Annotated in this window: 12 protein-coding genes; 9 read left to right on the forward strand and 3 right to left on the reverse strand. The window is 71.6% G+C overall.

Features of this window, described 5'->3' with window-relative positions:
• Positions 1-2: 2 nt before the first annotated feature.
• Both CK500_RS08600 and CK500_RS08605 read left to right on the forward strand, forming a co-directional pair.
• Complete coding sequence (locus CK500_RS08600) at positions 3-1376, forward strand: HEAT repeat domain-containing protein (RefSeq protein ID WP_095636832.1); 1374 nt, start codon at positions 3-5, stop codon at positions 1374-1376.
• A gap of 54 nt (positions 1377-1430) precedes the next feature.
• Entirely contained in the window at positions 1431-3197 is a 1767-nt protein-coding gene (locus tag CK500_RS08605) for a phospholipase D-like domain-containing protein (protein WP_198951534.1), read from the forward strand.
• Between the two features lie 31 nt (positions 3198-3228).
• On the opposite strand, the gene CK500_RS08610 is transcribed toward CK500_RS08605, so the two are convergent.
• A complete protein-coding gene (locus CK500_RS08610) occupies positions 3229-5175 on the reverse strand; it encodes a DHH family phosphoesterase (protein ID WP_095636833.1) in 1947 nt (648 codons plus the stop codon).
• Positions 5176-5324: 149 nt separating this feature from the next.
• On the opposite strand from CK500_RS08610, the gene CK500_RS08615 reads away from it, so the two are divergent.
• From CK500_RS08615 to CK500_RS08640, 6 genes are all read left to right on the forward strand, one after another.
• Complete coding sequence (locus tag CK500_RS08615) at positions 5325-5846, forward strand: Mov34/MPN/PAD-1 family protein (protein WP_095636834.1); 522 nt, start codon at positions 5325-5327, stop codon at positions 5844-5846.
• Positions 5843-6292, forward strand: a complete 450-nt coding sequence (locus tag CK500_RS08620) for an adenylyltransferase/cytidyltransferase family protein (protein WP_198951535.1) — start codon at positions 5843-5845, stop codon at positions 6290-6292. Before CK500_RS08615 ends, CK500_RS08620 begins: the two co-directional genes overlap by 4 nt.
• Before the next feature lie 129 nt (positions 6293-6421).
• A complete protein-coding gene (locus tag CK500_RS08625; RefSeq protein WP_095636836.1) occupies positions 6422-7825 on the forward strand; it encodes a heme o synthase in 1404 nt (467 codons plus the stop codon).
• A gap of 90 nt (positions 7826-7915) precedes the next feature.
• A complete protein-coding gene (locus CK500_RS08630; protein WP_095636837.1) occupies positions 7916-9004 on the forward strand; it encodes a sensor histidine kinase in 1089 nt (362 codons plus the stop codon).
• A gap of 50 nt (positions 9005-9054) precedes the next feature.
• Positions 9055-9297, forward strand: a complete 243-nt coding sequence (locus CK500_RS08635) for a SelT/SelW/SelH family protein (protein WP_095636838.1) — start codon at positions 9055-9057, stop codon at positions 9295-9297.
• A 92-nt stretch (positions 9298-9389) separates the two neighbouring features.
• On the forward strand, positions 9390-9956 hold the full coding sequence (locus tag CK500_RS08640) for a hypothetical protein (protein WP_095636839.1): 567 nt from the start codon (positions 9390-9392) through the stop codon (positions 9954-9956).
• Between the two features lie 15 nt (positions 9957-9971).
• Here the strand turns inward: CK500_RS08640 and CK500_RS08645 are convergent, their stop codons facing one another.
• Both CK500_RS08645 and CK500_RS08650 read right to left on the reverse strand, forming a co-directional pair.
• A complete protein-coding gene (locus CK500_RS08645; protein WP_095636840.1) occupies positions 9972-12410 on the reverse strand; it encodes a heavy metal translocating P-type ATPase in 2439 nt (812 codons plus the stop codon).
• 90 nt (positions 12411-12500) lie between these two features.
• Entirely contained in the window at positions 12501-12704 is a 204-nt protein-coding gene (locus CK500_RS08650; protein WP_095636841.1) for a hypothetical protein, read from the reverse strand.
• A 97-nt stretch (positions 12705-12801) separates the two neighbouring features.
• Here CK500_RS08650 and CK500_RS17375 point away from each other — a divergent pair, with 97 nt between their 5' ends.
• Positions 12802-12978 carry a hypothetical protein gene (locus CK500_RS17375; RefSeq protein ID WP_198951536.1) on the forward strand — a complete coding sequence of 59 codons (177 nt, stop codon included), beginning with the start codon at positions 12802-12804 and terminating at the stop codon, positions 12976-12978.
• Position 12979 lies beyond the last annotated feature (1 nt).

Genomic DNA, 12979 nt, shown 5'->3' on the forward strand with positions numbered 1-12979 from the left:
GTATGAGCAACGGCGACGACGACCCGGCCGACGCCTCCGAGGGGGCCGACGCCGCGGACGACGCGGAGGAGGCGGGCGGCGCCGGCGAGTCGACGGACGCGGCCGCCGCGCCGACGCTTCCCGACGAAGTGACCGAGGACTCGTTGAACGAGTACCTCGACGAGATCGCGGGCCGACTCGACGGCGCCGAGACCGAGGCGGATCTCGACGACGTCGAGGCGCTCCTCGACGACGCCGAAGCGGGGCTCGACGAGGCCGATCTCCCGGAACCGGACGAGGACGACGACGACGCCGACGACCCGCGCGGCGATCTCGAAGACCGGATCGCGGAGCTCCGCGACGGCGTCGAGGAGGCGCGAGGGCCCTACGCCGAGGACGTGATCGACGCGATCGAAGCGGCCGCGTCGACGCTCGAAGACACCGAGTGGACCGCGGACGGGCGCGACGACGCCGCCGACGCCGTGGACGTCTTCGTCGAGGCGGCGTCCGAGTCGGTTTCCGTCGATTCGTTCCCCGATCACGAGGGGATCGACGACCTCGTCGAGGCGCTCGACGCGGTGGCCGAGGCGGTCGCGGACGCCGGTCTCGACCCCGACGACGACGCCGAGACGATCGCGGCGCTGCTCGACGCGACGGACGGCCTCGAGGCGGGGCTCGACGACGCGGAGGAGTGGGACGACCTCGAGACGCACGAGCAGCTCCGCGCACAGGGGTACTACGACGTGCTCGGCCACTACAAGGACTACCCGGTCGAGTGGGCCGCGCTGAAGGAGCACGAGAAGCGCGGCAACGTCGACATGATCCTGCTCGCGCTCGACTCCCTGCAGTCCGACTTCATGGAGCGCCACTGCCTCGAGGCGTTCGAGCGGATGGGGAAGCGCGGGAAGACCGAGGCGTCGGTCGAGGAGCTGCTCGGCCGCGCCGAGAAGCGCGACCAGCCGTCCGTCCGCATCCTCGGGAAGATGGCGGCCGACGAGGCGACGGAGACCCTCGTGGAGTACGTCTCCGAGGACTCGAACCCGCAGCTCCAGAAGGTCGTGTTCAAGGCGCTCGGCGAAATCGGCGCGACGGAGGCCGTCCAGCCGCTCGCGAACCAGCTCGACCCCGAGGGCGACACCGAGGATCTCGTGCGCCCCCACGCCGCCCGCGCGCTCGGGCTCATCGGTGACACGCGCGCGATCGATCCCCTCGCCGACGCGCTCGCCGACGACGCCTCCGACGACGTCCGGGCCGCCGCCGGGTGGGCGCTCCGACAGATCGGCACGCGCGAGGCGCTCGAAGCGGTCGCCGAGTACGGCGACGAGCACTCCTTCATCGTCTCCACCGAGGCCGAGAAGGCCGAGCGCGCGCTCGACGAGGCGGCGCCGACCGCCTGACGGCGACCCCGATCCGAGCGACCTTTCTTATCTGATGCCGCGGGCAGACACTCCGTGTCGCCCGAACCGTCCCGTCTCGCGAGCGGCTCGGTCACGAGCGCCGCCGCCGTCGCGCTCGCGCTGCTCGTCCTGACGACCGCTGTGCCGGTCGCCGCTGCGGCGGGCACCGAGATCGGTTCAGAGGCCGCGGGAACCGATCCGGGAGGCGCCGTCGCGCAGTCGAGCGACGGGACGGCGAACCGAACGCTCGTGGCGGAGCAGCCGCGGATCCTCGAGCTGTTCCCGAATCCGACAGCGGCGGGGAACCGCGGCGAATACCTAGTCGTTCGACTCCCCGAGCGCGGGAACTGGTCGCTCTCCGACGGCTACTACGAGGCGGATATTCCGGCGAACGCGAGCGGCGTCGTCGCCCTGTCGATGGATCCCGCGAACTCGACGCCCCTGCTCGACGACGGGACCACGGCCGCCGGCACCGGCGGCGTCGGCGACCCGGAGCTCCGGACGCTCGACGACCACTTCCCGCTCGCCGCGTCCGGCGACCGGATCGAGCTCAGGCGAAACGGGACGGCGGTCGCCGCGGTCGAGTACGACCGCGCGCCCGAGGGGCACCGCTGGCGCGCGGACTGGGGCGAGTGGCGGCCACGCGGCCACGAGCCGCAGGCGGCGATGCGAACCGCGAACGCGACCGTGAGGCCGTTCGTGTTGCCGGACAGCCCGGACGTTCCCGTCGAGCCGCTCCGCGCGGCCGACGACCGGCTGCTGCTCGCCGGCTACACGCTCGAGTCGGAGCGCGTCGCCGACCTGCTGGTCGCGGCCGCCGACCGCGGCGTCGAGGTGCGGGTCCTCGTCGAGGGGTCGCCGGTCGGCGGCTTCTCCGCGCGGAGCGCGCGGCTCCTCGACCGGATCGCGGCCGCCGGGGTCGAGGTCCGGGTGCTCGACGCCGACCCCGAACGGTTCCGCTTCCACCACGCGAAGTACGCGGTGGCCGACGACCGCGCGGTCGTCCTCACGGAGAACTGGAAGGCGTCCGGGACGGGCGGGCGGACCAACCGCGGCTGGGGCGTCGTCACCGGCGAGTCCGGGTCGTCGGACGGCGGCGAGGCGACCGGCGGCGATGTCGACGACGAGACGGCCGCAGACGACCTCGCCGCCCTCTTCCGAGAGGACGCGACGGCACCCGACGCCCGGACGTGGTCGTCGTTCCGGAGCGACACCGAGTTCCACGGCTCCGGGACGGCGAACGCGTCGTATCCGACGCGGTTCGAACCGCCGAGCGCGACGGGGGCGGACGTCCAGCTCCTGACGGCGCCGGGGAACGCCGCCGACCGCCTGGTCGCGCGGATCGACGCCGCCGACGACCGCGTGCTGGCCGTGGTCCCGCGGACCGGCGGGCCGGACGATCGGATCGTTCGCGCGCTCCGACGAGCGGCCGACCGCGGCGTCGACGTGCACCTCCTGGTGTCCGGCGCGTGGTACGACCGAGAGACGAACCGCGCGCTCAGAGCGGCGCTGGCCGACGAGCCGATCGAGGTGGCGATCGCCGAGCCGAGGGGCCGGTTCGGGAAGGTCCACGCGAAGGGGCTCGTCGTCGACGACACCGCCGTGGTCGGCAGCCTCAACTGGAACGAGGGCGCGGCGACGGAGAACAGGGAGGTGTTGCTCGCGGTCGAAGACGAGTCGGTCGCGGACTTCTACGCCCGCGCGTACGCCGCCGACTGGCGCGGCGGCGGCGTCCATCTGCCGGTTGGACTACTCGGCGGGGTAGGGCTCGCATTCGCGGGGGCCGGCGCCGTCGCGAGACGCGAGGTGGCGTTCGCGTGAGGCGTGGTCGCGAGACGCCGGCGGACCCGCGTCAGTCGTCGATCACGGCCGTCGACGAGAGCGCCTCGTCGATCTCCGCGCCGGCCATCTTCTCGACGAGCGCCTCGATGACCTCGCTCCGCCGGCCCTTCACGAACTTGATCGAGCCGACGACGAGGTGACCGCCCCCGGAGACGCCCGCCTCGGGGAGCTCCTCGTTCAGCTCGGTCACCATGTTCGGGATGTCGAGGCGGACCCCGTCGGACCGGAGCACGCAGAAGTCGGGACCGTAGCCGATCGTGATGACCGGATCGCCGGTCTCCTTGACGCGGGTGTCGTGGAGCTCGCCGGTCGTCTTCCCGGGCGCGGGGTAGGTGAACCGGTGGGCGTACTCGTCCAAGTCGATGCGGTAGAGGTGCGCGCCGGAGGCGAGCCGCTCGTGGTCGACGTGGTCGTCGACCGCGTCGAGCTGGCGTTGCACGTCGCGGTCCGCCCGCTCGGAGAGGAACTCGACGAGCTCCTCGTGGCGCTCCTCGTCCTCGCAGCCCACGTTGAGGGCGTCGTTGACGAGCGTCTTCCCCTCGGAGTAGCGCAGCCAGTGGGCGGCGTAGTCGAGCGCCTCGCCGATGTCGAGCAGGTCCGACTCGTCGTAGCCGGCGTCTTCGGCGAGAGCGATGTAGTCGTCCATCGCCTCCGCCTTCGAGCGGTCGGAGAGCCCGGCGACGGCCGGGACGTGCTCCAGCTCCTCGGTGATCGACGGGTCGATCAGGCGGGCGAGCTCGACGCACATCATCCCCGTCGTGACCCGGTAGTCCTCGTCGTGGAGGTAGGGGTTGACGTGGGCGTCAAGCAGGGGCTCGACCGCCTCGGGGTCGGGGTGGTGGTGGTCGACGGCCGCGATGGGGATGTCGTAGTGCGCAAGGTTCTCGTAGGCGGGCACGTCCTCCTCGGTCGACCCGTTGTCGAGCATCAGCAGGAAGGGGAGCTTCTGCCCGTGGCGGGCGCGGCCCTCCAACGCGAAGTTGAGGTCGCGGGTCACGTCCTCCATCTCGTAGTACGGCGCCTTGCTCGGGAGCCGCTTGAACAGGTGGCGGGCCGCGTCCGGGTCCTCGTGCACGTCGCGGACGAAGTTCTCCAAGGCGAGCTGGACGGGGATCGCGGCGCACATCCCGTCGCCGTCGGCGTGGTGCCGGACGCGGATCGGGCGGCCGGCGAGCACGGTGCGACGGAGCAGCCGGGCGAGCTCGCGGAGGTCATCGTGGATCGGCTCGAACGCCTCCCACTCGACGAGGGGGTCGACGTCGGCGGGCGCGGCGCGCTCGTCGAGGGCCGCCTCGAACCGCTCGCGGGCCTCGGTCGCCCGCTCCTCGGGGAGCCGCTTCAGCGAGTCGACCTCCAGCTGGAGGGCGTTCTCGCGGGTCTCGATCGTCCCGCTGACGTGGACCATGTCGCCGACCTCGACCTCGGGGTACGCGCGGACGCCGGCCTCCTCGAAGGCGGCACAGGAGACGACGCCGGAGGCGTCCGCGACGGCGAAGATCGTCGGGCCGCCCGTCTGTTTCGCCTGCACGATCTCCCCCTCGACCGTGACCTCGTCGCCGGGCGCGAGCCCGCGGACCCGGGAGACGGTCGGCTCGTGGGCGACCGTCTCCGTGCGGTAGTCGTCGAGGTCCTCGTCGTCGAACGCCACGTCGCCGTTCTCCTTCACCTCGGTCAGCCGGACGACCAGCCGGTCGCCGACGGCGTAGGTGCCGTCGAGGTTCGACTCGTGGACGAGCCCAGAGAGGGCGTCCGAGACGTCGACGAAGATCCCGTAGTCGACGACGCCGTTGACCTCGGCGTGGTACAGCGCGTCGACCTCGGCGTCTTCGAGGGTGCAGTCCGGTGCCAGATCGTAGACGGTCGGCCGGTCGTCGGCCGCCCCCTCCGCCGCGTCGGCGTCGAGTTCGGGGCTCGAATCGCCCCGCGTGCCGGAATCCCCGGCGGTGTTCTCGCTCATGGACGCTCATCGGGAACGGGCGGTGTTAAGCCTGTTCTCTCGCGTCTCGGCCGCGTCAGGCATCGGAGTTCGGCCGCGATCCCGGCGGATCGTCGACCGCCGCCCCGCGGTCCGGAATCCATATGGGGCGACGGACCCTCCCGTCGCGTATGCGACTGTTCCGCTCGGACGAGCTCCTCGGGATCGCCCGGGAGACCATGGAGTTCGTCCTCGAGGCGAGCGAGGAGAGCCACCCCGACGAGTACATGGGGTTCCTCCGCGCGGACGACGCCCGGAAGCTCGACCTCGACCGGGACGGACAGGTGATCACCGACGTGCTCGTCATCCCGGGCACGGAGTCGAACCCGACGAGCGCGAGCGTCCGCACCCACATGAAGCCGAACGACATGCGCGCGGTCGGCTCGGTCCACTCCCACCCGAACGGCGCGCTCCGCCCGAGCGACGCCGACCTCGCGACGTTCGGACAGGGACGCGTTCACATCATCGTCGGCGCGCCGTACGGGTGGGGCGACTGGAAGGCGTTCGACAACGAGGGGAGACAGACGACCCTCGACGTGCTCGACGTGGAGGTCCCCGACGAGCACTTCTTCGATTTCACGCAGGAGGACATCGACCGCGAGCTCGGCGAGGAGCGACGCGACGGCGGGGGCTTCCTCTCGTGGTTCCGATGACGCGGGTCGTCGCGCAGGGGACCTTCGACCTGCTCCACCCCGGCCACGTCCACTACCTGGAGGACGCGGCGACGTACGGCGACGAGCTCCACGCCATCGTCGCCCGCCGCGCCAACGTCACCCACAAGCCGGCGCCGATCCTCTGTGCCGAGCAGCGCCGCGACATGGTCGCCGCGCTCGACGCGGTCGACGAGGCGCACCTCGGGCACCCCGAGGACGTGTTCGTCCCCATCGAACGCCTCGACCCCGACGTGATCGTGTTGGGGTTCGACCAGCACCACGACGAGGCCGACATCGCCGACGCGCTCGCCCAACGCGGCATCGACTGCCGGGTCGAACGCGCCTCGGCCCGGGACCCGCGGTACGAGGACGAACTGCTCTCCAGCGGCGACATCGTCGATCGGGTTCTCCGGGAGCGCGGCGGTGCGGGCTCCGACGGGACGTGACGACGGCGCGGACTCGGACAAGACGTGACGACGGCGCGGGTCCCGGGGCGACTGCAGCCGTGTGACCGTCGCGTGGCTCCGATTCGACGAAGCGCGGGACATATATGGACCGGCGCCCAACTTCCGCCAGTGACAGTCCCCGACAGATTCCCCGCGGTGCTGGCCGCAACGGCGATGGGCGTCTACCTCCTCGTCGTCGTCGGTGCCACGACCTCGCTCACCGAGGCGGCCGCCGCCTGCGGGGGGTGGCCGGCCTGCGGGACCGGCGCCCAGCTCCCCGCGGAGACCGCCGGCTGGATCGCGCTCGGCCACCGCCTGATCGCCGTCGCCGTCGGGGTCCTCGTCGCCCTCTCCGCCGCCCTCGCGTGGCTCGACGGCGCGAGCCGACGGATCCGGGCCGCGCTCACCCTCGCGCTGATCGTGTACCCCGCCCAGGCCGGCGTGGGCGCGCTCGTCGCCGTCGGCGGGCTCCCGGCCGCGCTCGGCTCCGTCCACCTCCTCCTCGGTGTGGCCATCTTCGCGGCCGTGCTGGCCGGACTCGCGTGGTGGCTGGAGGCCGAGACGGGCGACCCGGACGACGCGCCCGCCGACTTCGAGCCGGGGACCGACGACCTCCCGCCGGTCGAGGAGGCACCGGAGGCCGACGTGCCGACCGCCGCGGTCCCGCGGCTGAAGGCGACCGCGGCGGCGTACTTCCGGCTGATGAAGCCGCGGCTGATGTGGCTGCTCTGTCTGGTCGCCGCCGCCGCGATGGCGCTGGCCGGCGGGGCTGGGTTCACCCCCCGCGTCGTGACGGCGACCCTCGTCGGCGGCGCGCTCTCGATCGGCGCCTCCGGCACGTTCAACCACGTGTTCGAACGCGACGTAGACAAGCGGATGCAGCGCACGAACGACCGCCCGCTGGCGACCGACCTCGTGCCGGTGCCCCACGCGCTCGCGTTCGGGGGGCTTCTCACGGTCGTCTCGCTCGCCCTGTTCTGGACGGTGAACCCGTTGACGGCGGCGCTCGGGCTGCTCGCGATCGCCTTTTACAGCGTCGTGTACACCCTCGTTCTGAAGCCGAACACGGTGCAGAACACCGTGATCGGCGGGGCCGCCGGCGCGCTCCCAGCCCTCATCGGCTGGGCCGCGGTGACCGGCGAGATCGGGGGCGGCGGACTGCTGCTCGCCGCGATCATCTTCCTGTGGACGCCCGCGCACTTCTACAACCTCGCGTTGGCCTACAAGGACGACTACGAGCGCGGCGGCTTCCCGATGATGCCCGTGGTGCGCGGCGAGACGACGACCCGCCGGCACATCGTCTGGTACCTCGGCGCGACGCTCGTCGCGGCGGTCGCGCTCGCGGCGGTCGCCGAGCCGCTGGGGGCGCTCTACGCCGCCGTGGGCGTCGCCGTCGGCGCGCTGTTCCTCTGGACCGTCGTCCGGCTCCACTACGAACAGACCGAGTCGGCGGCGTTCCGCGCGTTCCACGCGTCGAACGCCTACCTCGGCCTCCTACTCTTTGCCGTCGTCTTCGACGCGCTCGTGGTCTGAGCGGCGGTTCGGAGACCCGTCGACGGTATCGGCGATGATAGCCGGGCCGACGCGGTTTATATGCCTTCGCGGGGAAGGTGGCGTAATTGAATGGCCGACACGTCGAGCACAGCCGTACGCTCGCTGTGGCCCGTCTGGGGGCTCAGCGTCGTGCTCCTCCTCTCACACGTCGCCGAGGCCGCGGTCATCGCGGCTGGGCTCGTTTCCCTCCCCGGCGGCTACTGGGTGGGATTCCTCTCCTCGATAGCGGTCGTGCTCGGCGTCGGGTACGTGATCTACTGGGCCCCGAGGTCGGAGCTCTCCTCGCCGCGGTATCGACGGATAAACCGCTGGTGGGTCGCGGGCGCGGCGGGCTTTCTCCTCGTCAACGCGGGCTTCATGGCAACGCTGCCGACGGAATCCGCGTTTCAGGTGTTCGGCTGGATTCGCTGGGCGGTCGGCTTCGGCGGCGGTATCGGGCTGCTCATCGGGCTGTTCGAGGCGAGAGCGATCGAGCGCGAGGTCGCGGCGGAGCGGAGCCGGATCCGGCAGGCCGAGCTCCGCAACGAGCGCGACCGGCTCGAGGAGTTCGCGAGCGTCGTGTCACACGACCTCCGGAATCCGCTCAACGTCGTCCGCGGTCGGTTCGACCTCGCGTACCGGGCGCACCCGGACGACGAGCACTTGGCCGAGATCGAGCCCGCGCTCGATCGGATGGACGAGATCATCGAGGAGACGCTGACGCTCGCCCGCGAGGGGAAGGTCGTCGACGACGTCGACGACGTCGGGCTCGCCGAGTGCGCGCGGGAGTGCTGGTCGCGCGTGGACGCGGCGGACGCGACGCTCCGCGTGGACGGATCGATGACCCTGCGGGCCGACCGCGACCGGCTGTCGCACGTCTTCGAGAACCTCTTTCGGAACAGCGTCGAACACGGCGGCAGCGACGTGACCGTTCGGGTGGGCGCGCTCGACGGCGCGGACGGCTTTTACGTCGAGGACGACGGCGTCGGCATCCCCGAAGAGCACGTCGACCGGGTTCGCGAGACCGGGTTCACGTCGTCGCCCGACGGAACGGGATTCGGACTCGCGATCGTGGACCGGATCGTAAAGGCACACGACTGGGAGCTGCGGATCGGCGGCGGGGGCGAGGACGGTACGCGGTTCGAGATCACCGGGGTCGACCGGCGATCGGAGGGATGACGACCGAGACGCGGTGTGTTTTTAGTTCGTTCGGCGCGAAGCGGGGACGTATGACACGCATCGAAGTCGAGTACTGCGTCCCGTGCGGCATGTTGAATCGCGCCCAAGACGTCTCGGAGGCGATCCTCAAGCAGTTCGGCGAGGAGATCGACGAGGTGGCGTTGGTGACCGGCGACGACGGCGTGTTCGTCGTGCGCGCGGACGGCGAGGTCGTCTTCGACAAGACGGAAGACGAGTACGACGTGGACGCCATCGTGCGCGCGGTCAAACCGCACGTCAGCGCGGCCGCGTAGACGCTCTACGTCCGCGCGATCGGGAGACGCCGGCCGGGACGCGCGACGCCGGCCGGGACACGTTTATTACGGCACGCTAACAATTCGCATCGATGACGGATCGATCGGTCGGCGGTCCGGACGACGACGGGAGGCGCGCCGCCGAATCCGCGGACGGCGGGACCGAAGACCGGGATGCCGAAGACCGGGCGCCGACCGAGCGCGAGTGGACGCGCCGCGTGTGGTACCGGTCGCGGGTCGGGCTCGCCGTGATCGGGGTGGACCTGCTCTTGACGGTCCTCCTCGTGGCCGGCACGGTCGTCGCGTACGAGGTCCCGTTCGCGGAGCTGAACCGGATCGCCGACGGCGTCGTTCCGTCGTACGTGTACGCGTTCAGCCTGTTCGGCGCGCTGGGGTTCGTCTTCACGGCGCTGATCGACGAGTTCGACAGCTCGGCGGGCGACCTGCTCCGGTACAACTTCCGGCTGCCCGCCGCCCTGCCGCTCGGCGTCGGCATCTACCTGCTGTCGGGAGTCATCCTCGGGGAGGGAACGTCCGACTTCCCGCTCGTCGCCGGGACGGTCTTCCTCGCGGGGCTGTACGTCAACCTCGCGTACAAGCGGCTGGGGGCGCTGGCGCGGCGGCTGCTCCCGGGGCGACGCGAGGAGGCCGACGCGTGACGGCCACGCGCGACGCTACTCGGCGTAAACCGCGCGCGCGGAGTTCGACACCACGAGGAGACTGCTCGTCGCCATCGCGACCGCGGCGAAGAGCGGGTTGAGGACCCCAGAGACGGCCATGGGGATCGCGACCGCGTTGTAGACGAACGCCCACCCGAGGTTCTGTTTGAGCCGGCGGTTCGTCCCGCGGGTGACCGCGAACAGCTCCGGAATCGCCGAGAGGCGGTCCTCCAGCAGGACGGCGTCGGCCGCGTCGGCCGCCAGATCGGTCCCGCTGGCGACGGAGACGCCGACGTCCGCCGCCGCGAGCGCGGGCGCGTCGTTGCTCCCGTCCCCGACCATCGCGACGCGCTCGGTCGCGGTCAGCCGCCGGACCGTCTCGGCCTTCGCCGCCGGCGGGACCCCCGCGAACACCTCGTCGATCGCGGGGTGCGCCTCGAACCGCCGGGCCGCCGCGGGCGAGTCCCCGGTGAGCACGACGACCCGGCGTCCGTCCGCCGCGAGCTCCTCGACGACCGCCTCCCAGCCGTCGCGCACCTCGTCGCCGACGACGAGCACGCCCCGGACGGCACCGTCCCAGCCGACGTACACGGGAACGCGGCCGGCCTCGCGGGCCTCCTCGCCGGCCGCGTCGAGCGAGCCGGGGACGGCCCACTCCCCGCCCTCGAACAGCGAGCGGTGGCCGACGACGACCTCGTCGCCGTCGATCCGACCCGAGACGCCCCTGTCCGTGACCGTCACGTCTGCGGCGGGCGACGGCTCGGCGACCGCCCCGCCGTCGCTCGCCGCGCGCGGGCGGGCGTCGTTCCCGCCGCGGTCGCGTTCCGCCTCCCGCCCCTCCCCCGCTACCCCCGCGACGATCGCCTCCGCGACCGGGTGGGCCGAGGCGCGCTCCAGCGCCGCGGCCCTGTTCCGGACGGTCTCGGGGTCGGTCTCGTCCGTCGTCGTCCCGAGCAGCCGCATCTCCCCGTCGGTGAGGGTTCCGGTCTTGTCGAGCACGACCGTGTCGACGTCGGCGGCCTCCTCGAAGACGGCGTCGGAGACGATCACGATCCCCCGTCGGGCCGCGTCGCGGACGCCGGCCGCGACCGCGAGCGGTGACGCGAGCCCGAGCGCGCACGGACACGAGACGATGAGCACCGTGAGCCCGACCAGCGCCGCCTCCGGCGGCGCGCCGCCGAACGCGAGCGTCGCGCCGGCCGCGAGGACCGCGACGGCGACGACGAGGGGGACGAAGGCCGTCGCCAGCCTGTCGACGAGCCGCTGGATCCCCGACCGCGAGCTCTGGATCTCCCAGAGCAGCCGGACGAGCGTGTCGAGGGTGCTCTCGGCGTCCTCGCCAACCTCGACGACCACCGGGGCGTCGGTGACGACGGTGCCGCCGCGGACCGCGTCGCCCTCGCGTTTCGTCGCCGGGAGCGACTCGCCGGTGACCAGAGCCTCGTCGACCGCCGCGGTCCCCTCGACGACCGTCCCGTCGAACGGGACGCGCTCGCCGGGTCGCACGAGCAGGCGATCCCCGGGGTCGACCGCGTCCGCCGCGACCGTCTCGCCCGCCTCGGTCCGGACGTCGCGCTCCGTCGCGGTCGTCAGCTCCGAGAGGGCGCCGGTCGCGCGCCGCTTGATCAGCGACTCGTAGTGGTTGCCGGCGGTGACGACCAAGATGACCGCGATCGTCACGTCGAAGTAGAGGTCGGTCCGTCCGAGCAGCATCGCGAGGGTGCTGTACGCGTACGAGCTGGCCGCCGCGAGCGACACCAGGAGATCCATGTTCGGCTGCCGCGCGCGCAGGCTCACGTAGGCGCCCCGCAGGATGGGATAGCCCGTGTAAAATAAGACGATCGAGGCGAACAGCCAGATCTGCGTGAACAGGTACAGCCCGGATATCCCGCCCAGATCGAGGAACGGCTCGTAGCCGAAGTAGGTGGGGTACAGGAAGACGACGTACCACAGCATCGCCATCATCCCGAAGAAGCCGCCGCCGATCAGGAATCGGACGACCGCGTCGTCGCGCTCGGCGTCGGGGTCGGCGCGGTGGCTCGCGGAGTACCCGGCGACGGAGAGGCGCTCGGGGAGCTCGTCGGCCTCGACGGTCTCGGGGTCGTAGTCGACGCGGATCGTGTCCGTCGCGTAGCTCGCCTCCGCGGCCGCGACGCCGGGCTGTTCGCCCGCGGTCATCTCGAGGAACGACTCGCAGGTCGCGCAGTGCATCCCGTCGACGTGGAGGAAGGTCGTCTCGCCGTCGAACTCGTCGCCCGGCTCCGCCCGCGGGCGTCGCTCCTCGATGTCGTCAATCCCGACCTCGAATTCCCCGTCAACCCCGCCGAACTCCTCGGCGTCGCCGAGCGACCGCGCGACCGCGAGACACCCCCGACAGCAGAACTCGCCGTCGACGTCCGGAGCCGTGTGGGGATCGTCTCCGGTCGGGAGGTCACAGAGTGTACAGTGTGGCATGTGGGTCCGCTTTCGGCGTTCCGCGGGCGGGACGCTGATCCGACCCGCCGCGCTTCGCTCGGTGCGGTCTGGTCGACGACGCCCGCCCGACTACGCCTGTTCGGGGTCCGCGGCGCTTCCGTCGCCGAACCCGGGCAGGCCCCCGCCGGTGGCAATCCGGAGGCTCGTCCAGATGAGTAGCACGTTCACCAGCGTGATCGCGACGAACAGCTCCGAGCGGTCCGCGATGAACACCGCCGCGGGGACGAGCCCGCCGAGCACGAGGAGCACGGCCTGTTGGAGCGAGAAGTTCATGCCGTAACCAAGGCACCGCCGATTATATATAATATTCCTGTTTTCAGGGTCCGAGAACGGGTGGATGTTATATAGTCTCTTGTCAATAACGCCACCCATGGGCCGAAACGAGACCGCACACGCGTCTGCGGAGGACGTTGGCGGAGAGACGGAGGAGTTCGATCCGATCGGGACCCTCACGCTCATCGCGATCTACTTCGCGATCCTGGTTGTGTCGTGGGTGTACATCTACTACATCGAGTTCCTCGGCCGCGACCTGGTCATCGTGGGGTGAT

The sequence above is a fragment of the Halorubrum salipaludis genome (genome assembly GCF_002286985.1).
GTDB lineage: Archaea > Halobacteriota > Halobacteria > Halobacteriales > Haloferacaceae > Halorubrum > Halorubrum salipaludis.